This window comes from Vibrio jasicida 090810c, from assembly GCF_002887615.1.
In the GTDB taxonomy this organism is placed as follows: domain Bacteria; phylum Pseudomonadota; class Gammaproteobacteria; order Enterobacterales; family Vibrionaceae; genus Vibrio; species Vibrio jasicida.
Genome location: NZ_CP025792.1, coordinates 1,324,811 through 1,348,129, shown reverse-complemented (window position 1 = coordinate 1,348,129; position 23,319 = coordinate 1,324,811). Strand labels below are relative to the sequence as shown.

At 45.2% G+C, this 23,319-nt stretch carries 20 protein-coding genes and 1 pseudogene; 13 read left to right on the top strand and 8 right to left on the bottom strand.

All coding sequences use genetic code 11. The features are described from left to right. Window positions 1-59: 59 nt before the first annotated feature. Window positions 60-845, bottom strand: a complete 786-nt coding sequence (znuB, locus tag C1S73_RS06270; RefSeq protein ID WP_038865673.1) for a zinc ABC transporter permease subunit ZnuB — start codon at window positions 843-845, stop codon at window positions 60-62. After that, entirely contained in the window at window positions 838-1,626 is a 789-nt protein-coding gene (gene znuC / locus C1S73_RS06265; protein ID WP_038865671.1) for a zinc ABC transporter ATP-binding protein ZnuC, read from the bottom strand. The genes znuB and znuC overlap by 8 nt, the downstream gene beginning before the upstream one ends. A gap of 78 nt (window positions 1,627-1,704) precedes the next feature. Between znuC and znuA the strand changes: the two genes are divergently transcribed. The 5 genes from znuA (at window position 1,705) to C1S73_RS06240 (ending at window position 9,663) form a co-directional block, all read left to right on the top strand. Continuing rightward, window positions 1,705-2,586: a zinc ABC transporter substrate-binding protein ZnuA gene (znuA, locus tag C1S73_RS06260; protein ID WP_038865670.1), complete on the top strand. Its 882-nt coding sequence runs from the start codon at window positions 1,705-1,707 to the stop codon at window positions 2,584-2,586. A gap of 211 nt (window positions 2,587-2,797) precedes the next feature. Beyond that, window positions 2,798-6,172, top strand: coding sequence for an AraC family transcriptional regulator (locus C1S73_RS06255; protein WP_038865762.1), 3,375 nt, complete (start codon window positions 2,798-2,800; stop codon window positions 6,170-6,172). Window positions 6,173-6,932: 760 nt separating this feature from the next. Continuing rightward, window positions 6,933-7,160, top strand: a complete 228-nt coding sequence (locus C1S73_RS06250; protein ID WP_033005426.1) for a FeoA family protein — start codon at window positions 6,933-6,935, stop codon at window positions 7,158-7,160. Further along, window positions 7,160-9,436, top strand: coding sequence for a Fe(2+) transporter permease subunit FeoB (feoB, locus tag C1S73_RS06245; protein WP_038865667.1), 2,277 nt, complete (start codon window positions 7,160-7,162; stop codon window positions 9,434-9,436). The genes C1S73_RS06250 and feoB overlap by 1 nt, the downstream gene beginning before the upstream one ends. Beyond that, a complete protein-coding gene (locus tag C1S73_RS06240; protein WP_038865666.1) occupies window positions 9,433-9,663 on the top strand; it encodes a FeoC-like transcriptional regulator in 231 nt (76 codons plus the stop codon). The genes feoB and C1S73_RS06240 overlap by 4 nt, the downstream gene beginning before the upstream one ends. Window positions 9,664-9,754: 91 nt before the next feature. On the opposite strand, the gene C1S73_RS06235 is transcribed toward C1S73_RS06240, so the two are convergent. The 3 genes from C1S73_RS06235 to argS all read right to left on the bottom strand — a co-directional run bounded on the left by C1S73_RS06235 (window position 9,755) and on the right by argS (window position 12,692). Beyond that, window positions 9,755-10,276, bottom strand: a complete 522-nt coding sequence (locus C1S73_RS06235; RefSeq protein WP_038865664.1) for a YqhA family protein — start codon at window positions 10,274-10,276, stop codon at window positions 9,755-9,757. Between the two features lie 149 nt (window positions 10,277-10,425). Beyond that, the gene (locus tag C1S73_RS06230; protein ID WP_038865663.1) at window positions 10,426-10,854 is read right to left on the bottom strand and encodes an HIT family protein; all 429 of its coding nucleotides are present in this window, start codon (window positions 10,852-10,854) and stop codon (window positions 10,426-10,428) included. 104 nt (window positions 10,855-10,958) lie between these two features. Continuing rightward, the gene (gene argS / locus C1S73_RS06225; RefSeq protein WP_038865662.1) at window positions 10,959-12,692 is read right to left on the bottom strand and encodes an arginine--tRNA ligase; all 1,734 of its coding nucleotides are present in this window, start codon (window positions 12,690-12,692) and stop codon (window positions 10,959-10,961) included. A gap of 220 nt (window positions 12,693-12,912) precedes the next feature. Here argS and C1S73_RS06215 point away from each other — a divergent pair, with 220 nt between their 5' ends. After that, on the top strand, window positions 12,913-13,512 hold the full coding sequence (locus C1S73_RS06215; RefSeq protein ID WP_038865661.1) for a VOC family protein: 600 nt from the start codon (window positions 12,913-12,915) through the stop codon (window positions 13,510-13,512). A gap of 75 nt (window positions 13,513-13,587) precedes the next feature. Here the strand turns inward: C1S73_RS06215 and purU are convergent, their stop codons facing one another. Beyond that, entirely contained in the window at window positions 13,588-14,421 is an 834-nt protein-coding gene (gene purU, locus C1S73_RS06210; RefSeq protein ID WP_038865660.1) for a formyltetrahydrofolate deformylase, read from the bottom strand. A gap of 217 nt (window positions 14,422-14,638) precedes the next feature. Between purU and yoaA the strand changes: the two genes are divergently transcribed. From yoaA to rnd, 7 genes and pseudogenes are all read left to right on the top strand, one after another. After that, the gene (gene yoaA / locus C1S73_RS06205) at window positions 14,639-16,564 is read left to right on the top strand and encodes a DNA repair helicase YoaA (protein WP_038865659.1); all 1,926 of its coding nucleotides are present in this window, start codon (window positions 14,639-14,641) and stop codon (window positions 16,562-16,564) included. A 45-nt stretch (window positions 16,565-16,609) separates the two neighbouring features. Continuing rightward, window positions 16,610-17,311, top strand: coding sequence for a tRNA (adenosine(37)-N6)-threonylcarbamoyltransferase complex dimerization subunit type 1 TsaB (gene tsaB, locus C1S73_RS06200; protein ID WP_038865658.1), 702 nt, complete (start codon window positions 16,610-16,612; stop codon window positions 17,309-17,311). A gap of 53 nt (window positions 17,312-17,364) precedes the next feature. After that, on the top strand, window positions 17,365-17,670 hold the full coding sequence (locus tag C1S73_RS06195; RefSeq protein ID WP_038865657.1) for a hypothetical protein: 306 nt from the start codon (window positions 17,365-17,367) through the stop codon (window positions 17,668-17,670). Between the two features lie 25 nt (window positions 17,671-17,695). Continuing rightward, window positions 17,696-18,253, top strand: coding sequence for a Slp family lipoprotein (locus C1S73_RS06190; protein WP_038865656.1), 558 nt, complete (start codon window positions 17,696-17,698; stop codon window positions 18,251-18,253). A gap of 6 nt (window positions 18,254-18,259) precedes the next feature. Then, window positions 18,260-19,115: pseudogene (locus C1S73_RS06185) on the top strand (alpha/beta fold hydrolase). Window positions 19,116-19,221: 106 nt separating this feature from the next. Beyond that, window positions 19,222-20,913, top strand: a complete 1,692-nt coding sequence (fadD, locus tag C1S73_RS06180) for a long-chain-fatty-acid--CoA ligase FadD (protein ID WP_038865654.1) — start codon at window positions 19,222-19,224, stop codon at window positions 20,911-20,913. A gap of 87 nt (window positions 20,914-21,000) precedes the next feature. Beyond that, window positions 21,001-22,119, top strand: a complete 1,119-nt coding sequence (gene rnd, locus C1S73_RS06175) for a ribonuclease D (protein ID WP_038865653.1) — start codon at window positions 21,001-21,003, stop codon at window positions 22,117-22,119. A 108-nt stretch (window positions 22,120-22,227) separates the two neighbouring features. On the opposite strand, the gene minE is transcribed toward rnd, so the two are convergent. Then, on the bottom strand, window positions 22,228-22,491 hold the full coding sequence (minE, locus tag C1S73_RS06170) for a cell division topological specificity factor MinE (protein ID WP_005437690.1): 264 nt from the start codon (window positions 22,489-22,491) through the stop codon (window positions 22,228-22,230). Window positions 22,492-22,493: 2 nt separating this feature from the next. Further along, window positions 22,494-23,306, bottom strand: coding sequence for a septum site-determining protein MinD (gene minD, locus C1S73_RS06165; protein ID WP_005437688.1), 813 nt, complete (start codon window positions 23,304-23,306; stop codon window positions 22,494-22,496). Between the last annotated feature and the right edge of the window lie 13 nt (window positions 23,307-23,319).

The following is a 23,319-nucleotide window of genomic DNA, read 5'->3' as shown; positions in this document are numbered from 1 at the left end:
AGCCAAACCAATACAAAAGCATTAAAAAGCCTGCGAAATCGCAGGCTTTTCTTTTTGTCTTACGCTTTGCGCCTAATCAGTTGGCTAAGTATAAATAGGGATGTCGCGCTAATCACAACAGAAGGACCTGCGGGTGTATCGAAATGCCAAGACAGACTGAGTCCCATTAATACAGCAACAGAGCCAATGATTGAGGCGAAAAAGGCCATTTGTTCCGGCGATGAAGAGACTTTACGTGCGGTTGCTGCAGGGATGATCAATAGGGAAGTCATAATCAGTGCCCCAACAAACTTCATACCTACTGCGATAACAATACCGACCATCAGCATTAATACTAAGCGCACTAAATCTGTATTTACGCCTTCGACAGCAGCTAACTCCTCACTTACGGTGCTCGATAACAATGGACGCCAGAAAAAATACAAACATGCACTTACAGCCACAACACCAGCGTAAATGAACATTAAGTCTTGTGGAGAAACGGCGAGTAAGTCACCAAATAGGTAGCTCATCAAGTCAATGCGAACATTATCCAAGAAGCTCACAGAAACTAAGCCGATGGAAAGGGCGCTATGAGCTAAAATACCAAGTAGGGTATCGGTGGCAACGAGTTGCTGTTTTTGTAGCGTTACGAGCAACACCGCAAGGGCTAAACAGCACACTAAAAGAGCCAGATACAAATTTACATTAAGCAGAAAGCCAAGGGCGAGTCCCATTAGGGAAGCATGCGCTAGCGTATCACCAAAGTAAGCCATTTTTCGCCACACGACGAAAGAGCCTAATGGTCCTGCAATAATGGCAATACCAATGCCAGCAAGAATAGAAGGCAGTAAAAACTCAATCATGGTGGTGATGTCCGTGGTTATGTTGTGAGCAAGATGTCGCATCGCCTGTTACAGGAGAGCCAGCAAGATCGTGATGATGGTGTTCATGATCATGATGATAAAAAGCAAGCGATTCACGAGTCGCGTTACCAAATAGAGCGATGTACGACGGATGCTGAGTAATCGTCGCTGGTGAGCCAGAGCAACAAACATGATGGTGCAAACATATGACATCATCCGTTTTCGCCATTACCAGATGCAGGTCGTGCGATACCATAAATACGCCACAATCGAAGCGATGACGAATGCTTTCGATTAAATCGTATAAGTCAATCTGACCTTGAATATCAACGCCTTGAGCTGGTTCATCAAGTACTAAGAGTTCTGGTCGCTGGAGTAGAGCACGAGCGAGCAATACCCGCTGGTTCTCACCACCAGACAAGCGATGCATATTGCTATTTAGTAAGTGTTCCGCTCCAACTAATCTCAAAGCATCTAGGCATTCTTGTTTGCTGTATTTCCCAGCAAGATTAAGGAATCGAACGACATTGAGAGGCAGAGAGTCGTTGAGTTTCAGTTTCTGAGGAACATATCCAATCTTCAGCTTTCGTTTGTTCGTAAGTTTGCCACTTGTCGGTTTTTGTAACCCTAAAATGACTCGAACTAAAGTGGATTTTCCCGCTCCGTTGGGACCGATAAGAGTAGTGATTTTACCCTTCTCTAATTCCATGCTGATGTTATCAAGAACTCTACGACCATCGAATTCGACGCACAGCTGTTCAAGACGGACTAATGAAGACATGAATGAAACTCATTTGCAAACTGATAATGTTATAATGTAACATTATCTCACTTTCAACGCCATATCCCAAGTAAAACTATGAAAAGAGCACTAATTCTTGCTGCTTCAGCAATACTAACTTTACCTGCACACGCAGTGACCGTGTTAACTAGCATCAAACCTATTCAAATGATCACAACTGAGCTCACGGAAGGTGTAACAACACCGGATGTGTTACTTCAGAATAATGCCTCTCCTCATGATTATGCTTTGCGTCCTTCGGATGTAAAAAAAGCGGCTGCGGCTGATCTTGTTATTTGGTATGGGCATGATTTAGAACCCTTCCTTGAAAAAGTGGTAGCAGACAAAGACAACACGCTTACCGTAAGTAAAATCCCAGACCTTAAATTGCGTGAATTTGGTAGCGAGCATGCTCACGACCATGATGGGCACGATCACGGTACCCATGATCCTCATTTTTGGCTTGGTATTGAAACCGTTCAACAAGTCGCTAACGCGATCGCCCATAAACTCGCTGAAATCGATCCTGCTAATGCCAGCACTTATGCAGCAAACCTGAAAAAATTTGATGAACATCTGAAAACGACAGACGCAGAAATTAAGCAAGAGCTTACGCCAGTTAAAGACAAGGGATACTTCGTTTTCCATGATGCCTATGGTTACTTTGAAGCGCGTTATGGGCTAAACCAAATGGGCCACTTTACTGTCTCTCCTGATCGCAAGCCTGGCGCAAAAACATTGATTCATATCCGTAAAACACTAGGGACGGGCGATGTAGCATGTGTCTTTTCTGAGCCACAGTTTACTCCTGCAGTGATCGAAAGTGTTATGCGTGGTAATGACGTGAACACTGGCGTACTTGATCCGCTAGGCAGTGAAATTGATGTACAGTCAGGCAGTTACTTTGCATTTCTGAAACAAATGTCGAATAGCTTTAGTCAATGTTTGAGCGAAAAGTAACAAATGTGTTGTTACTCCTTACACTGAATTCGTTTTTAACGTGATCCAACAGTAAGAATTGCAACCTTTGGCGCAGTGAGTCTTTCCTATTAAAGGATTTGAAGTATCATTATCAATAATTAGCGGCTCGAAATAACCATATTGACACTTAACTATGGAAGGCATGAGTGTACAAGAGCACGCACGTATTGATACATGTAAGGATTTCAACTTGCTGCGCCCATTAGCCCTATTTTTGGGGTTTTTTATCCTCTCATTTCAAGCGTTTGCTTCAAGTGAAGCGAATGCGATCTTCTACCCTTTGCCAAATCAGGTTAAGGGCACTTTTATTGCGGCGAAAAAATTGTTTCCTGGTGAACAGGGCGGGCTATGGATCCATGATGTTCACGGCAGAGTATTGTTCTATGACGGTCAAACGACGCTTCCCAAATCAGGCAGTTTCCTGCCAGCGAGAGAAGAACAATTAGCCTATCACAAAGGGTCATTTTGGACCTTTGTTGAAAATGAAGTTTATCAAACCTACCCAAATCGAGATCGTCGGCTAGTCTTTAGCCTCAATCCAGGCTCCCAAATACGTAAAATTGGTTCTTCGGGTCAATATATTTGGGTCAGTGATGGTGCGCATTTCTATACGTATAACATCGATACCAGCGAGCTGAATTCCTTCTCATTGCTCCAGCTTTATCAGCACAGCAACAATAGTTATGTATACATCAACGATGCCATATTTGTTGAAACAAAATGGGCCTTGGCGACGACATCAGGTGTCTACCTTTCTGAAGGCAATTCGTTTAACCACGTCGTTTCCTCAGGTAAGCACTACATAGAAAAAGTCTATTATTCGCATACTCGAAGGGAAATACTCATCGGAACGTTGAAAGGTGCGCTGATTTTCAATATTTACGAGCCTAACAAACCCGTGATCAGAATCGGAGCCTCCCATGTTTTGACGTTTGCAGAGACGAACCAAGAGTATTGGGTTGGTACGGAACAAGGGTTATATCTGTACTCTTTTTTGACTGGTGCTGTGACTCAGGTGACGCCTGCAAGTTTCTTGGAGATCGAATTAGCGAGTACCAAAATTTACTCTTTGTTGAACGATAATATGGGAGGAATGTGGATCGCGACGAATCAAGGGATTCGCTATTACTCACTATTCAGCAAAAAGTTTGAACGTATTACTTTCAGCAGTTATGACTCACAAACACTTTCTGGCCGTATTCGACAGACATTAACTGGCCCAGATGGCGTGTTATGGTTTGTCGATGACCACAACTTATATCGTTCTGGCTCTAAAGGTGTCATGAAAGTGATGAATTTAGCATCACAAATCAATGAGTTTGCTTTCCAAGGCGACAGATTATGGCTGGCGACGTCTTCAGGATTAGAGATCTACAATTTAAATGATTTAGAACGTGTTAGTTATCCCTATTTAAGGGTTATGGCTGGTCGACCTATCGATCATATCGTTGCTGATGGTTCAACAAGACTGTGGGCTTCAAGTGGGTATCAATTATTTAATATTGATGTTTCTAGCCAAGAAGTTAGGAACTTTGGTAGTGATTGGTTAGTCAGCCAATACCTACCTGCTAAGATCACCCGTCTCTACGACAAAGAAGAACTGTTATTGATTGGTACTGACCACGGTGTGTACGAGTACGATGGAGAACGAATCCGATTCAACCGTTTCTCAGAAAAATATGGTGAATCCTTAGACATGATTACAGCAATCGATGGTTCTCAGTGGTTTGCCTCTGCATACGGCGTGTTTAAAACGATGCCAGGTAGTGATTCAAAGCAAGTCATGGAAATGAGTGTTTCCAACTCCCGTCCTGCATGTATGATCAGTGACTCTGAAGGCGTCTGGCTCGCATCGTCTGTTGGCCTGAGTTATTACCATTTGTCTGGTCAGTTAATGAAACATTATTCCTCTTCATCCGGCTTGATAAATAATGAGTTCTTGCCTGGTGTATGTAATACGATCAGGCGTGCTGAGGATAGTGACCGCCAACTTATCTTTGGTTCGCAATATGGGTTGGTCAAGGCTGATGCTTCTAAGCTTCTGGTGTCTAATACGCCAGAATCCAAGCTTATTGTTAGCCAAGTCATGTTAGAAAATGATGTGGTTCAAGTCGGAAGCGCCGATCTTTTGGAGATGAAGCTACCGTATGGGTCTTCTTTAAGTTTCCTTTTTGGTGTCATGCCTAAACCTGACAATCAGAATTTGTATTATCGCTTGCACGAAAATGAGAAGTGGCAAACTTTAGAAGGTGGGCAACTGACTCTAGAGCACCTGAATTCAGGAGAGTATCACTTACAAGTGAGTAATGACTCACAATTAGCCTCTGGAATGATAGGGCTTGATTCGAAATTTACTGTCTTGGAACCGTGGTATTTATCTAAACTCGCGATCACGGGTTTTACCATGGTGGTTATTGTCATTCTTGCTTTGATTATTTACTGGCGTTCTCGCTATGTACTACAGGCCAACCGTGACCTCGCTGCTCAAGTTACATTGAAAACAAACCAATTACGCCATCAAAGTCGTGTATTACTCACCAGTAATCAGCAGTTGAGAAAGCAAATACAGGTAAGAAACTTATTAGTCGACCATGTTGCCCAATCGATTAAGACAAGCGTCGATTCCATTGCCAATAGGTTGCCTATAGATCTGGACTCAGCAACCCAAGACCATCTTTCGAAAACCTACTGGCAACTTAACGAATTAAAGAGTTCGCCAGAAGATAGCAGCGGTGGCAGCCAAAATTACAACCTAAGCCAAATAACGCAGTCTGTCGTTGACGTATGGCAAGAGGATTTCTCGAAAGCCGGCATTGTTGTCGAGTTGGAAGATGCTAATAAATCCAGTCGAATCGCACTTGAGAGTTTTAATCTCGATGTTATCTTCAATAGCATCTTTGCTAATGCGATAAAGCGTTCATTTCGAGGTCAGTCAGTTAAGCTGGTCTTAGAGGAGGGAAATGACATTGTTTCGCTCAGCTTTATCGATTACGGAACTCAACTGCCTAGTAAAGTGTCGACGATGCGTCCTTCTAATACTACAAATGTAGACTTAAGTATGGACAACCTGCCTCAACTGGTATCGGTGAGTGGAGGACATTTATCAATGTTCGCCTCTGATGCTCAGAATAAAATCGAAATCACTTGGCCATGTGCGCAAGAGCTGAGCCATGTTGAGGAATCATTACCGGAATTTACCCAATCAGAACCAATATCGGAGAAAGTGTCACCGGAGCAAGAGTGGCTGATGAAAGTTTATCAATTAGTTGCAGAAAATTATCATGATGCGGAATTCGGTACCGCCTCTGCGGCGAAGTTGCTGTTTATGTCTGAACGTAGCTTACAGCGTCGTTTCAAATCCGCGTCATCGAGAACTTTCAAAGATTATCTTACAGAGGTGCGCTTAGAAACAGCATGTGAGCAACTATTAGCGGGTGAAAAAATCAGTGAGGTTGCATTTAATTGCGGCTTTAATGACCCTTCCTACTTCAGTCAAAAGTTTAAGCACCACTTCGGTTTACCTCCGTCTAAGTTTGCTATGACGCAAGAGAATCAAGTTAGCTAGATTCATTAGCTTTTGATGCTCTGCTATTAAATTGTTAAGCCCAGCTCGTTTTGATGCTGGGCTTTTTATTACGCCAAGCATCGAATCGACTTGGTTTGACGCGGCTTGTTAGAGGCATGCTTTGAGATGCGAGCTATGACTATTTATCACATGATCTTTTGGTTGTGTGGGGTTGAGCGTGCTCGAGGTAGTGCAATTAAGTTAGGGAAACTAACAGTGAACAATGGAGTGTTGATGTATTGAGTATTAAGGGGAGTAAAGCGTTAAGTGGATAAAGAAAGAGAAGAAAAAAAATATCGTGGTATAGCCGGGGGGACTATACCACGGGTGTCAATGACACCTTCGCTTGCTGCCGGAGTGACATGTTGCCATGTCACCTCTGGAATTCTTTTGAGTGGCTGTTGCCTCTCGATGGGTTAACTATACGAGACCTTACTTATTTTTCTTATAAAAATAACGACAGGTTGATGTGAGAAAAGCGACAAAATGCAATTTTAAATGCAAGTGATTGTTTTTTATTGGCTTTTTGTTTTTGGGCGATTTGTTTGTTGCGATTGTGTTAATTGCTAGATTGCTGAAAATATTCAATTTTGACGAAAATGACGTGAGATTAATTAACGAAGTTGACGTTTTATTTGGCCAAAAGCATTAATGAAATCTTTGATTTCACACAATGAATGAGAGGGTATAGAAGAGTAACATTAGCGCCCTATACTATTAATAATAATATTTATCATTTGCACTACTCTTAAGGGCCACTATGAAGCTATCAGAAATTAAACCTGGCGAAACAGTGACAATTCGGTTGTTAGAAGGACTTACGTCGGACGTCAGAAAAAAGCTAATGGTAATGGGACTACTTCCAAATACTGAGGTTAAAGTTATTCGACGTGCTCCAATGGGTGACCCACTGCAAGTTGAAGTTCGTGGTGTTTCTGTTGCATTGCGAGAGGCCATTGCGCAGAACATTGAAGTGGAGCGAGCATAATGCAATACCAAATTCTTACGGTCGGTAACCCAAACAGCGGTAAAACGACACTTTTTAATGGCCTTACTGGTGCAAAACAACAAGTCGGCAACTGGGCTGGTGTAACGGTTGAAAAGAAAACTGGTCAGTTTAAACACGCTGGCGATGAATTTCTGCTGACAGACCTTCCGGGTATTTACTCTCTAGATAGTGGTAATGACAGTAATAGTATTGATGAGTCTATCGCGTCTCGTGCGGTTCTGACGCACCCTGCTGATCTGATCATCAACGTAGTCGATGCAACAAGTCTTGAACGTAGCTTATATATGACACTGCAGTTGCGCGAACTTGGTCGTCCGATGATTGTTGTATTAAACAAAATGGACGCACTTAAGCGTGAACGCCAAATCATCAACGTTGCAGAACTAGAAAAAACGTTGGGTTGCCCGGTAGTTAGCCTGTCAGCGACAAACAAAGCACAAGTAGCAGAATTTAAAGAGAAGCTGCACAAGTCTGTGGTTCAAGGTGTCGCGTTAAAAGAAGTCGCTTTGAATTACGGCGAACAAATGGAAGCGGCGATCGGCAAAGTTTCGGCTCTTTTCAATGATCAAACCGTTTCTCACCGAGCATTGGCGATTCGCGCACTAGAAAAAGATGCACTGGTTCTTAACAGCATGTCGGATGCAGACCGCAATGGTGTTGAAAATACGATTGCCGAGCTAGATCTTGATGTTGACCTGCATGTGGCTGACACCAAATACACACATCTTCACGAAGAGTGTAAGAAAGTACGCCGTAGCGAAGGTAAGCTAAGCCGCAGCGTGACTGAAAAGCTAGACCAATTCATTTTGAACAAGTGGGTGGGCATCCCATTCTTCTTCGTTGTGATGTACCTAATGTTCATGTTCTCTATCAACATTGGTAGTGCGTTCATCGACTTCTTCGATATCGGTGTTGGTGCTCTGTTGGTTGATGGTGGTCACCACTTGTTAGACGGTCATTTGCCTGTGTGGTTAGTGACGGTTCTTGCTGATGGTATCGGTGGTGGTATCCAGACGGTTGCAACCTTCATTCCGGTTATCGCTTGTTTGTACCTGTTCCTAGCGGTACTTGAGAGCTCAGGTTACATGGCTCGTGCAGCATTCGTATTAGACAAAGTGATGCAGAAGATCGGTCTACCGGGCAAAGCATTTGTACCGTTGGTTCTTGGTTTTGGCTGTAACGTTCCGTCAATCATGGCAACTCGTACTCTAGACCAAGAACGTGAGCGTAAACTGGCTGCATCTATGGCGCCATTTATGTCATGTGGTGCTCGTCTGCCTGTATACGCGTTATTCGCTGCGGCATTCTTCCCGGGTTCTGGTCAGAACATTGTATTCGCACTTTACCTACTTGGTATTGTGGCAGCGATCTTCACGGGTCTTTTCCTTAAGCACACGCTTTACCCAGGTAGCAGTGACAGCCTAGTAATGGAAATGCCTGATTACGAGCTTCCGACGCTACAAAACGTGGTGATCAAAACTTGGCAAAAACTGAAGCGCTTTGTTCTAGGTGCCGGTAAAACCATCGTAATCGTTGTTGCTATCTTAAGCTTCTTTAACTCACTAGGTACTGACGGTAGCTTTGGTAACGAAGACAGCGAAAACTCTGTGCTTTCTAAAGCAGCGCAAGTTGTGACTCCCGTATTCTCACCAATCGGTGTTCAAGAAGACAACTGGCCAGCGACGGTAGGTATCATTACCGGTATCTTCGCAAAAGAGGCGGTAGTTGGTACGCTGAACAGTCTATACACTACGCCAAGCGACGGCGAAGACGCAGAATTTGACCTAATGGGCAGCCTAGAAGAGGCAGTAATGAGTATCCCAGAAAATCTAGCCGGTTTGAGCTACTCAGATCCACTAGGTATTGAAGTGGGTGACTTAACTGACTCAAATGCAGTTGCAGAAGAACAAGAAGTCGATGCTTCTATCTTCGGTAACATCAAATCGCAGTTTGCTTCTGGCAATGCAGCGTTTGCTTACCTAATCTTTATCTTACTGTACACACCATGTGTTGCAGCGATGGGTGCTTACGTACGTGAGTTTGGCCATAAGTTCGCTCGATTTATAGCAGTATGGACAATGGGACTGGCTTACCTATGTGCGACGTTCTACAACCAACTGACACATTTCGCAGATAGCCCAGTGACCAGTGGTATTTGGATTGCGGTAATTGTAGCAATCTTCTTTGGTACATACCGTGTGTTCAAACGAGTTGGTAAGAAGCAAAACGGTGCATTAGAGGCGCAAGTAGCATGATTTTAAAAGAGCTTTATCAATACATTGCAGACAAAGGAATCGTCTCTCAATCAGATCTAGCTAAGCAGTTTGGGATGAGTGAAGATGGCGCCGACGCGATGTTAAGCGTGTGGATCAAGAAGGGAAAAATTAACCGTCTAGTCGACACCAATAAAGCTCATGATGTGACTCGAGTACGTTACTCAGTAACTAAGCAAGATGGTTTATCACTGACAGTGACCATGTAGCAATCAAACTTATCATGTAAAGACGACAAAGCCGCATCAGTAACGATGCGGCTTTTCTTTTGCTAGTTATTGTATTGTTAATACAGCGGAATCAATGCTCTTCAGAGTGTTTAGTCGCACCTAACCCTAGGAACTTCAACCCTAGACTTAAAACTAAAATCGAAATAGGTAAGGTCAAGATCGTCCAATTTAAGCTGTCGAAGTTAATCAGTACGAGTTCCAAGAACTTCACAAACAAAATCACAATGATGACTTCAGCCAAGATATTTTTCAGGTGGCCGATGTTTGGGGTTCTGATCCAATGTAAAACCGACTGTTCTTGTGTTTTCGCTTTAGCTTTGTTGGAAATAAATAGTGTGTAGATGCCGTGAGCAAAGATGAACAAAACTAGCGCAACAAGAAATGTATCCAGTGACTTGATCAAATAAGCGATCGCGATATCTGCTTTATCTAAATGTGCGAGTGCTTCCGGAGGTGTTTGATTAAGAATGAAGACTGCAAACGCCGAATAGGTTTTCGCTGCGCCCATAACAAAAAGCAAGAACGAAGCAGCCATAGAACAGATGATGGCGATCCAGCTGACGTATCGGAATGTGTTGAAGACTTGTTTCATGATGACCCTCTCTAATTGAGCTGGCAGTCTAAACAAGTTTGATTTAAGTGATAATCCCAGAAAAATGAGAAAGATTGTTACAAATATGCATTAATCTTCCTCTACTTATCTCGTGTGTATTCAAAGGCGGATGATTTTACTCGCGGTGCTTATGCCTTTTGGAAAATAGAGCTCAGTGACAGTACGTTCTTAATGCGCCCAAGTAGCTCGTTTTGCTCTTCTTCTGTACGGAATTTACCTTTGGTGTTACCCCAAACCGGTCCAGGCCATGCGACGTCATCTTTGAAGCGAGCGATATGGTGAACGTGCAGCTGTGGCACCATATTACCTAGCGCACCAAGGTTTAACTTGTCTGGACGGAATGTGGCTTCCAGTGCTTGGCTTACTGCCTGAGACTCTAGCAAAAATTGTTGCTGTTCTTGCATTGGCAAGTGGTGAAGCTCTTTTAGGTTTGCACGTTTTGGTACCAAGATAACCCATGGCACGGCATTGTCTTTATGCAGAAGCGCCACACACAGTGGGAAGTGACCGATAACGGTAGTGTCTTTTGCCAATTGAGGGTGCAGTTCAAAACTCATTATATTATCCGATTTTAATTGAATGACATCAGTATACGCCAGATAAAACAAAAGGTTGACGCTTTCACGCCAACCTTTCTAAATCATCGCGATTCTCGATTCGCTTACATGCGCTCTAGAGTATCGATACCTAGTAGAGACAGACCCTGCTTGATAGTCTTCGCTGTTAGCGCTGCTAGTTTCAGACGGCTTTGTTTCACTGCTTCGTCTTCTGCAACTAGGATAGGGCAGGCTTCGTAGAAGCTAGAGAACTGACCTGCTAATTCGAATAGGTAGCTACACATGATGTGTGGTTGACCTTCGCGAGCAACAGATTGAACCGCTTCTTCGAACTGCATAAGTTTTGCAATAAGCGCTTTTTCTTTCTCGTCAGTGATTTTGATTTCACCTTGTAGATCATCCATAGAAACGCCAGCTTTAGCGAATACAGATGCTACACGAGTGTAAGCGTATTGCATGTACGGTGCAGTGTTACCTTCGAACGCTAGCATGTTGTCCCAATCGAACACGTAGTCCGTTGTACGGTGCTTAGAAAGGTCTGCGTATTTAACCGCTGCCATTGCAACAGTATTTGCGATCGCTTTCTTCTCGTCTTCAGCTAGCTCAGGGTTCTTAGATTCGATCAGCTGTGCTGCACGAACTTCTGCTTCATCAAGAAGGTCTGCTAGACGAACAGTACCACCAGCACGAGTCTTGAATGGTTTACCGTCTTTACCTAGCATCATGCCGAATGCATGGTGTTCAAGAGAAACAGATTCTGGAATGTAACCCGCTTTACGAACGATAGTCCAAGCTTGCATTAGGTGTTGGTGCTGACGAGAGTCGATGAAGTAAAGTACGCGATCCGCGCCTAGTTCCTCGTAACGGTATTTCGCACATGCGATGTCCGTTGTTGTGTATAGGAAGCCGCCGTCGCGTTTCTGAACGATAACGCCCATCGCTTCGCCGTCTTTGTTCTTGAATTCTTCAAGGAACACAACTTGCGCGCCGTCATCTTCAACCGCAAGACCTTGTGCTTTAAGGTCTGCTACGATCTTAGGTAGCATGTCGTTGTACATGCTCTCGCCCATTACGTCATCACGAGATAGAGATACGTTTAGACGATCGTAGTTGCGTTGGTTTTGGATCATGGTAACGTCAACTAGCTTCTTCCACATTTCTGCGCAGAACTCGTCACCGCTTTGCAGTTTTACAACGTAGCCACGAGCTTTTACTGCAAACTCTTCGTCTTCATCGTACAGCTTTTTCGATTCACGGTAGAAACCTTCAAGATCCGCCAGTTCCATAGAAACTTCGCCAGACTCTTGTTGTACACGCTCAAGGTTTGCGATAAGCATACCGAACTGAGTACCCCAGTCACCGATGTGGTTCGCACGGATCACTTTGTGACCTAGGAACTCAAGAGTACGTACGACTGCATCACCGATGATGGTTGAACGTAGGTGACCAACGTGCATTTCTTTAGCAACGTTTGGTGCAGAGTAGTCAGCAACGATCGTTTGAGCTTCGTCTGCTGCAACGCCAAGACGTGAGTCAGCCAGTGCTGCTTCCGCTTGTTTTGCTAGGAACTCTTCGCTTAGGAAAATGTTGATGAAACCAGGACCAGCGATTTCTGTCTTGCTCGCAATACCATCTAGGTCTAGAACATCCAGTACTTTCTGTGCAAATTCTCGTGGGTTAGTACCCAGTTTTTTAGCAACGCCCATTACGCCGTTTGCTTGGTAGTCACCAAATTGTGGCTTTGCTGATTGGCGTACTGCCGCAGGGCTGCCTGCAGGTGCGCCAGCGGCTTCTAGAGCCTGAGATACTTTGTCATTAATAAGTGCTTGGATATTCACACGCGTTTCCTTCAATTCAAGGACGAAGAACTCGGAGAAGTAAGTGCCGAGTTCTGTTGGAGTTCACAAAAATGGGGCTAATGATAACAACTTTATTGCTTTTCATACAGAGAGGAATTGGGGAAATTTATACTTTTTCGATTGAATGGAAATGTGGCTTAGTTTGCGTTTACTATTGCGCTCAGAGTAATGAGATAAATCGCCCTATAAGAGAGCCACAATGACGACTCAACTAGTTGAAAAACGCCTAGCGCCTGAATTGATGATCCAAGATCTGGATGCATTTATGGCGAAGATTGAAGAGCTTGCATCCCTGTTAAAACTGGATCTGAGCTTTGCTCAAGCTGACCATATTGCGCTGCGTATTAATGATACTGAAACAGCGAAAGCCGCGCATGAAGCATGGAGCCAATACGGTAAGGTTATCTCGCAAGCGGAAATCAATGGTCGCCCAATTATCGTCATTGAATTTGATAAAGCGTTGGAAAGCCGTGGCTGGAAGATAGAGTGTTTGGAGCTACCATACCCAGCGGAAGGCAAAATCTACTCAACTGAAAGCTGGGAACATGTGGAGTTTGTGATTCCGTCTCATGCTGAAACCGCCGATGAGTTTTTAGCGGATTTGAAACACACTTATCCTGCGTTTGGTGCGCGTTGTGATGAGTTAGGAGAGCTGGGCGTGAAGATCAAACTATCGAGCCCAAAAGGGGAAGGCGAACGCTTGAACAACCCAACCGTGGCGTTTAAGTATCAAGGTATTTGTATCAAGCTGCACCCACATTCACTCAAGCGTATTGTGGAGTCAGAGCAGGCTGAATAAGTTCGCTTTTAACGATTAGAAAGAAGAAAGGGTTGCCCAATGAGCAACCCTTTCTTTTATTGAAATTCGATAAACTTAAAGAATAACCGTCTTATTGCCGTAAACAAAAACGTGATCATTGATCACTTTATTCAAAGCCTTGCTCAATACGTTCTTCTCGACATCGCGACCCGCTTGCGCCATATCTTGTGCACTAAACGTGTGATCCACTGGAATAACGTCCTGCTTGATGATTGGGCCTTCATCCAAGTCATTCGTCACGAAGTGCGCTGTTGCACCGATGATCTTCACACCGCGGTCGTAAGCTTGTTGGTACGGTTTTGCGCCGATAAACGCGGGTAAGAAGCTGTGGTGGATATTGATGATCTTGTGACGGTATTTCTCTACGAAAGTTGGAGTGAGAACACGCATGTATTTCGCTAGCACAAGATAATCGGCATCGTATTGATCAATCACTTCAAGCATCTTCTGCTCGTGCTCTTCACGGCTAAGATCTTCGTGTGTCACGTGGTGATAAGGGATATCAAAACGTTCGGTCAGCGTTTGCAGTTTGTCGTAGTTACCAACAACCGCAGCAATTTCAACATCTAAGCTGCCGTCATAAGTCTTCATCAGAATATCACCCAAACAGTGCGCTTCTTTCGTCACTAGGATAACGATGCGTTTGCGGCGAGAGCTGATCAACGTGCGCTTTGCTCCTTGCGGCAGTGCTTGATCTAAATCAGCGAGAAGCGTTTGATCGTTGAAGTATCCCTCCAACTCAGTTCTCATGAAAAAGTACCCACTGGTGTTATCAACAAACTCGTTATTATGAACGATATTCAGCTGATGCTTATAACAGATATTGGTGATTTTTGAGATTAGACCCGGTGCGTCGCTGCAATGAGTCAACAGTGTTTTCTTTTCCATAAATCAGATACTTCCATGCATTATTTTTCTAGCGTACGAATAAAGTACTCACTTTAGAAGCGTGAATCGTACGGCAATCTGACTTCATAAATAATCTATTCTTGGCGTGGTTTCAACAAATTATCCGCATGATGCTAAAACCTAGTGCTTTTGTTGGCTGATGTTTACGCTCAACTCCTGATATACTCTCGACAATTTTTCCAACCAGATGTCAGGCATGATCGCAAAAACATTCTCCTCTGAGGGCGCGTTAGGTAAAGCCATTCCGGGCTTCCAAGCTCGCCAGCCACAAATTGATATGGCAGAAGCTGTCAGCAATGCGATCAAAGACCAAACTCAGTTGGTGGTTGAAGCGGGAACGGGGACCGGCAAAACCTTCGCTTACCTTGTGCCTGCGTTATTGAGTGGCAAGAAAGTCATCATCAGTACCGGGTCGAAGAACCTACAAGAACAGCTGTATCACCGTGATTTGCCTTTGATGGTGAATTCGCTGGGCTTTTATGGTCAAGTGGCACTTTTAAAAGGTCGTTCTAACTACCTTTGTTTGGATCGTTTAAGTCGTCAAATGGTCGAAAGCCATACGAATCAAGCTGACCCAACACTGCTTACCCAATTGGTTAAGGTTCGTAGTTGGTCGTCTGAAACTAAAACGGGTGACTTGGGTGATTGCGATGACCTGCCAGAAGACAGCATGATTATTCCGACGATTACGTCAACGAATGATAACTGTCTGGGTAAAGACTGTCCGAGCTACACCGATTGTTTCGTCTTGAAAGCACGTAAACGTGCGATGGATTCAGACATTGTTGTAGTCAACCACCACTTATTCCTTGCGGACCTTGCGATCAAAGAAACTGGCTTTGGTGAATTGATCCCAGAAGCTGACGTGTTTATCTTCGACGAAGCTCACCAGCTTCCAGATATTGCCAGCGAATACTTCGGTCAATCGATCTCTAGCCGTCAGATCCAAGAGCTCGCCAAAGACATTGAAATTGCCTACCGCACAGAAGCAAAAGATATGCGCCAACTACAAAAAGTCGGCGATAAGCTGATGCAAAGTGCAATGGATATGCGCATCGTACTGGGTGAGCCGGGCTTTCGTGGTAACTGGCGTGAGGCGTTGCAATCAGAATCGATCAAGCGTGAGTTGGTGCGTTTAACCGATAGTTTAGATTTGGCGATTGATGTGTTGAAACTGGCGCTAGGTCGAAGCCAATTGCTGGATACTGCCTTTGAGCGTGCCAACCTGATCAAAGGACGAATTGACCGCGTCTGTGATGTTGATATTACCGGTTACTCATACTGGTACGACACGTCTCCCCGTCATTTCGCTCTGCACATTACGCCGCTATCGGTGGCGGATAAATTCCATGAGCAAATCGAAATCAAACAAGGCGCGTGGATTTTCACGTCTGCAACCCTAGCGGTTTCGGGTGACTTTAAACACTTTACCGACCGTCTTGGATTGAAGCCGAAACAGCAGTTTTCGTTGCCATCTCCGTTTGATTACGAGAAGCAAGCGCGCCTATGTGTGCCTCGTTATTTACCAGAGCCAAATAGCCCAGGCTTAGCCGACAAACTGGTGCGAATGCTTGCGCCTGTAATTGAAGAAAACGACGGGCGTTGTTTCTTCCTGTGTACTTCGCACAGCATGATGCGTGAGCTTGGTGAACGCTTCCGTGAAGTACTGGATCTGCCTGTGCTAATGCAAGGTGAGATGAGCAAACAAAAGACCCTTACCGAGTTTATGGAACTGGGTAATGCACTGCTGGTGGCGACGGGTGCATTCTGGGAAGGGATCGATGTTAGAGGTGATGCGCTGAGCTGTGTTATCATCGACAAATTACCGTTTACTGCCCCTGATGACCCGCTACTCAAAGCCCGAATCGAAGATTGTCGATTACGTGGTGGTGAGCCGTTTGCAGAAGTGCAAATCCCGGATGCGGTTATCACGCTAAAGCAGGGCGTAGGACGTTTGATTCGAGACCAAAAAGACCATGGTGCCTTGATCATTTGCGACAACCGTTTGGTAACGCGTGATTATGGTGGCATCTTCCTCGGCAGTTTACCGCCAATCCCAAGAACACGGGATTTGGAACGAATCAAAACATTCCTAAAAACAGAACAACCTGCCGCAGATTAATGCGCTGTGGCATCAATAAATTAAAGAAGAATTGTAGAGAGTTACATGAGCGCAAAAATTCTTGCTATCGATACGGCAACTGAGAACTGTTCAGTTGCGCTACTGGTTAATGACCGAGTGATTTCACGCAGTGAAGTGGCTCCTCGTGACCACACTAAGAAAGTACTGCCTATGGTAGACGAGGTACTGAAAGAAGCGGGTCTGACTCTACAAGATTTAGACGCATTGGCGTTTGGTCGTGGTCCGGGCAGCTTTACTGGTGTTCGTATCGGTATTGGTATCGCACAAGGTTTGGCGTTTGGTGCTGACTTACCAATGATTGGCGTTTCAACGCTGGCTGCGATGGCACAAGCAAGCTACCGCCTGCACGGTGCAACGGATGCCGCGGTTGCGATTGATGCGCGCATGGGTGAAGTTTACTGGGCACGTTACACTCGCCAAGAAAACGGTGAGTGGGCAGGTGTGGACTCAGAATGTGTTATTCCACCAGCGCGTCTAGCGGAAGAAGCACAAGCAGACGACAAAACGTGGACTAAAGCGGGTACTGGTTGGGATGCTTACCAAGAAGATCTTGGCAAACTGCCATTCAACGTCACGAGTGGCGATGTTCTTTACCCTGATTCGCAAGACATTGTGATTCTTGCTGAGCAGGAACTTAAGAAAGGCAACACAGTCCCAGTAGAAGAATCGAGCCCGGTTTATCTGCGTGATAATGTGACGTGGAAGAAACTTCCGGGTCGCGAATAATTCATCACTACTAGAATATACGGGGCGTTTGCCCTGTATTTTTATGGAACGTTATGGCGTCTATCAATGGTTTACCTCCTGCGTTAATACCGGGTGCAAATCGCACCAATAGAGTCGGTAAAAAAGGGCAGGTAAAGAAAGCTCAAGATAAGCAGCCCGTTGGTCAACCTTCTAAGGTGGCGAACGCTGTCGCGCATTCCATTAAGCAAGTGAATGAGTCTCAGATTCATCGCGCTCAAGTGCAATATGATTTGCCCGAGGGTCATGCTCGCAAAGCAATGGAACAGTATATGGATGTCATGAATCGAGCGAAGAAAGAGGAACTTGCTCAGTTACTTGGTGTCGATATCTATGTGTAAAACAACAAATTTATAGTGGGGGTTTATGAAACTTTCTGGACGTATTTTTCTGGTTATTATCGCGGCATTCGGGCTTTCTGCCTGTAGTTCTCTTCCTGAAGAGCTGAACGCAAGCACTGAGCAGGTTTTGACGGATTACAAAGCCTTTGCTGAAGACCAAGGACAGGCTGCTAACGATGTTCGCCTTGGTGGTGTTATCGCGAAAGTGGATAACTTGAAAGACCAAACGCGTCTTGAGATCGTAAACCTTCCAATCAGCAAATCTGGCAAGCCAGATATCGACCAAGAACCAACGGGTCGCTTTGCGGTGTATTTTGATGGTTACTTAGAGCCAGTTTCTTTTAGTAAAGGTCGAATCATTACCGTTGTTGGTAAAGGTTCGGGCGAAGAAGAAGGCAAAATTGGTGAGCACCAATACATCTTCCCAGTCATCAAAGGCGATGGCTACCGCTTATGGAAGATTGAAGAGCGCGTACGTATGTACGACACACCAACCTATTACTACCCTTGTTACTCTATTAACTGCCGCATGTGGCGAAATGACTTCCCGCAAGATGGCAAGGTGATCAAGAAGGTTAAATAATCTGTGATGAATGAGCGCCGTTTCGAACTCCCAAATGGGAGCATGGCTGCCTTAGAGATCGGAAACGAAAAAAACGACTGCTTGTACAGTCGTTTTTCTTCATGGGTGGATGGATAACGCGGGCAGCTTCAAAAGTTTGATGAATGCCATCCATCAGCGAAACCCTGACCTTCATTTATTGGCGATTGACCTATTTGGTCATGGCTTATCCAGTCATAAATCCTCGGACAATTACTACCCCTTCCACGACTACATTGCTGATTTACACCAACTATTGGATGAATTATCACCAAACAGACTGATGTTAGTAGGGCATTCACTAGGCGCCTTAATCGCAAGTTGCTATAGTGCTGCCTTTCCTGAACAGGTCGAAGCGTTAGTGCAAATTGAAGGAGCGGGTCCACTCGCTGAACAACCTTCCAATAGTGTTAAACGACTGCGAGATGGTGTCCTTGGCCGACAACGTCAACGCAATAAACCGGAGCGAGCTATCGCTTCTTTCGATCTGGCGTTAAAGCTACGCATACAAGCGAATCACCTGACCGCCGAGCAGTTGATGCCAATCGTAAAGCGCGGAACTGAATGTCGTGAGAACCAGTGGTTTTGGCGACACGATGCCAAATTAAAGTGCGATTCTCTTTATCGTATGGCACAGGACCACGCGAACTCGATCACCAGCCAAATACGCTGTCCGCACCTGATCATATTGGGTGACAAAGGATTTCAGCATTTACAGTCTAACCAAGTCGATTGGGGCGAAAATCCACCGAATGTGGTTTCTGTCGCGGGTGGGCACCATTGCCATTTAGAGCAAACACTCGAGGTCGCAAAGCGAATTCTTGGTGTAGTTAACAAAATTTAAACAAGTGTTTGAGAGTTACGTGCTCAAGCACGTTTGCTGTGCTGTAATAGTGTTCAAAATAAAAAGGACGCTATTTTTTAGCCAGTTATAAACGAGGAGTAACATCGTGGATAAACCATGGCTTTCACGTTATCCAAGTGACGTACCTGAAACCATTAATCCAGAGCAATATGAGTCTTTGGTAGAAATGTTCGAACAGTCTGTTCAAAAGTACGCAGACCAACCGGCATTCATGAACATGGGCTCGGTCATGACCTTCCGCAAATTGGAAGAGCGTAGCCGCGCATTCGCCGCATACCTACAAAACGAACTTAAGCTGAAGAAGGGCGACCGTGTCGCGCTTATGATGCCAAACCTGCTGCAATACCCTGTCGCGCTATTTGGTGTTTTGCGTGCTGGCTGTATCGCTGTGAACGTGAACCCACTTTATACTCCACGTGAGCTTGAACATCAGCTAAACGATGCTGGTGCAACGGCGATCGTTATCGTTTCTAACTTCGCGAACACACTTGAGCAGGTTGTAGAAAATACACCAGTGAAACACGTCGTCTTGACCAGTCTTGGTCAAATGCTACCACGCGCGAAAGGTACGCTTGTCGACTTCGTCGTTAAGTACGTGAAAGGCATGGTACCTAAGTACGACTTACCTGGCGCAATCTCAATGCGTAAAGCACTGCACAGAGGTCGTCGCCTTCAGTACGTGAAGCCATTCATGTCTGGTGATGATATCGCATTCCTGCAGTATACCGGTGGTACAACGGGCGTAGCGAAAGGCGCAATCCTGACGCACCGCAACATGATTGCTAACGTTATGCAGGCGAAAGGTGCTTATGGTCCAGTATTGTCTCCGGGTCGCGAGCTTGTTGTAACGGCGCTGCCGCTTTACCACGTATTCGCACTGACGGTGAACTGTCTACTGTTCGTTGAGATGGGTGGCAACAACCTGCTTATCACTAACCCGCGTGATATTCCGGGCTTTGTCAAAGAGCTGCAAAAATACCAGTTCACTGCGATTACTGGCGTTAACACCCTGTTTAACGCGTTAGTGAACAATGAAGATTTCCATGAGTTAGATTTCAGCAACCTTCGCCTAGCAGTAGGTGGTGGTATGGCAGTGCAACGCGCCGTGGCTGAAAAATGGCAAAAGACCACCGGCTGTTACCTACTAGAAGGTTACGGTCTAACAGAATGTTCTCCATTGGTGGCGGCTTACCCGCACGACCTAGTGGAATACAACGGCTCTATCGGTCTGCCTGTACCATCAACTGAAGTACGTATTGTTGATGAAGAGGGTAATGCACTTGCAAACACAGAGACAGGTGAGCTTCAAGTTCGCGGTCCTCAAGTGATGCAAGGTTACTGGCAGCGCCCAGAAGCGACCAAAGAAGTGATCAACGAAGACGGTTGGCTATCGACGGGTGACATCGTTAAGTTTGATGATGAAGGCTTCTTGCACATTGTTGATCGTAAGAAAGATATGATTCTTGTATCAGGCTTCAACGTTTATCCGAATGAAATTGAAGACGTAGTTGCATTGCACGGCAAAGTATTGGAAGTCGCGGCTATCGGCCAGCCTCACGAAGTGTCTGGCGAGTTGGTGAAGATCTACGTTGTAAAACGCGATCCAAGCCTGACCAAAGACGAAGTGATTGCACACTGTCGCCAACACCTAACGGGCTACAAAGTACCGAAGTTGGTTGAGTTCCGTGAAGATCTACCTAAGACCAACGTAGGTAAGATCCTTCGTCGCGTACTGCGCGAAGAGAACGACGCAGAACTTGCGAAGAAGAGCGCATAAGCGGATTTCTTTGTGCAACAATCATTTATTGCCAAATAGTGTTAGAATGCCAGCGTTTTGCTGGCATTTTTTTATAGCGAGAAGCATGTGAACTATCAGATCATTACGAAAAACAAAGACCTAGAAGAAGTCTGCGCTCTAGCAAGAGAAGCCGACGTAGTTATGCTGGATACCGAATTCGTCCGAATCAGAACTTACTATCCGCAACTAGGTTTGATTCAGCTTTTCGATGGCAAACAACTTTCCCTTATCGACCCGACTGAACTGACCGACATGACGTCGTTCGTCGAGTTGCTAAAAGACACCTCAGTACTCAAAGTACTACACGCGTGTGGTGAAGATTTAGAAGTCTTCCAAAATGCCTTTGGCTGCACACCATTCCCAATGGTTGACACTCAACTTATGGCGGCATTCCTAGGTCACGGTCTGTCGACGGGCTTTGCTACGCTGGTGGAAGAATACCTAGGCGTTGAGCTCGACAAGAGCGAGTCTCGCACTGACTGGATGGCACGTCCATTGACTCAAAAGCAGCTTGATTACGCCGCAGCTGACGTTCATTACCTCATGCCTCTTTACGAGAAGCTATTCGATAAAGTCAATGAAGCTGGCTGGTGGGAAGCGGTTCAGCAAGAGAGTGATCTGCTTGTTTCAAAGCGTATTCGCAACGTGAACGAAGAAAACGCGTACCTAGACATTAAAGGCGCATGGCAGTTAAGACCGGCTGAACTTGCGATCCTTAAGCCGTTAGCAACTTGGCGTTATAAAGAAGCAATTAAGCGCGACCTCGCATTAAATTTCATCTTCAAAGAAGGTGACTTACTGACGGTTGCTCGTCTTGGTTTGACTGGCTTTAAGAAGATGGAAGCGGAAGGCATCGACATCCGCGCGATTAACCGCCACGGTGCGAGGATTGCGGGTATCGTGAAAAGTGCAAAGCAAATACCTGCCGATGATTACCCAGCGAAAATTGAACGTTTGATGGATTACCCAGGCTACAAGCAAATCTTCAAGAACATGAAAGATGTAGTGAAGGTAGCATCGCAGAAGTCAGGTTTGGCGACCGAGTTTTTGGCTTCTAAAAAGCAGATCAATCAAATCATTAGTTGGGTATGGAAGAAAGATCGCGACCCAGCACGCCTACCAGATGTCATGCAAGGCTGGCGCCTTGAACTTCTCGGAAAGAACATGGATAAGCTTCTGAAATAGGAGCAAATAAAAAAGGTTGGCATTATCGCCAACCTTTTTTGTAACACGCATTTGTTTTTGTTTTGAGTACTCAAGTGTTTAGAGCGCTCAAGCAAAGTCGAAAAGTAATTACTTCTCGTCTTCTGGCAACTTCACGTTTAGCTCAAGAACCGAAATATCATCGTCCTTGTGTTCAAACGTCAAATCCACCATGTTTGGATCAATCGCAACGTACTTGCTAATTACCTTCAAGATGTCCTCTTTCAATTGAGGTAGGTAAGAAGGTGCAGGATCGTTCTGGCTACGACGCTCAGCAACGATGATCTGCAAACGCTCTTTGGCTAGATTCGCAGAAGTTTTCTTTTGTGGGCGGAAAAATTCTAGTAGTGACATGTCTAGCCTCCGAATAGTCGTTTAAAGAGTCCTTTCTTCTCCTCAGTAAGGAAACGAAATTCAACCTGATTGCCCAGTAGGCGGTCTACCGTATCAGAGTAAGCCATACCTGCGTCGGTGTTCTCGTCAAAGATCACAGGTACACCTTTGTTTGATGCATTCAGTACCGCTTGGCTCTCTGGAATCACACCCAATAGAGAAATGTGTAGGATCTCTTCCACGTCTTCAACGCTTAGCATCTCACCCTGTGTTACGCGAGAAGGGTTGTAACGCGTCAGTAGTAGGTGCTGCTTAACTGGCTCAAGACCTTGCTCTGCGCGTAGCGACTTCGAATCCAAAATACCTAGGATACGGTCGGAGTCACGTACCGAAGATACTTCCGGGTTCGTCGTTACGATCGCTTCATCTGCGTAGTACAGCGCCATCAGAGCACCTTGCTCGATACCTGCTGGCGAGTCACAGATGATGAAGTCGAAGCCCATCTCATCCAACTCAGTGAACACACGTTGTACGCCATCTTTCGTTAGCGCGTCTTTATCACGTGTTTGAGAAGCTGGAAGAATGAATAGGTTATCTGTGCGCTTGTCTTTGATCATCGCTTGGTTAAGCGTTGCTTCGCCGTTGATGACGTTAACAAAGTCATACACCACGCGGCGTTCACAGCCCATGATAAGATCGAGGTTACGCAAGCCGATATCAAAATCGATCACCGCAGTCTTTTTACCCTTTAGAGCCAGACCCGAGGCGATGGCTGCGCTTGAAGTGGTTTTACCAACGCCACCTTTGCCAGACGTTACTACAATAATGCGTGCCATTTTATTTCCTTTT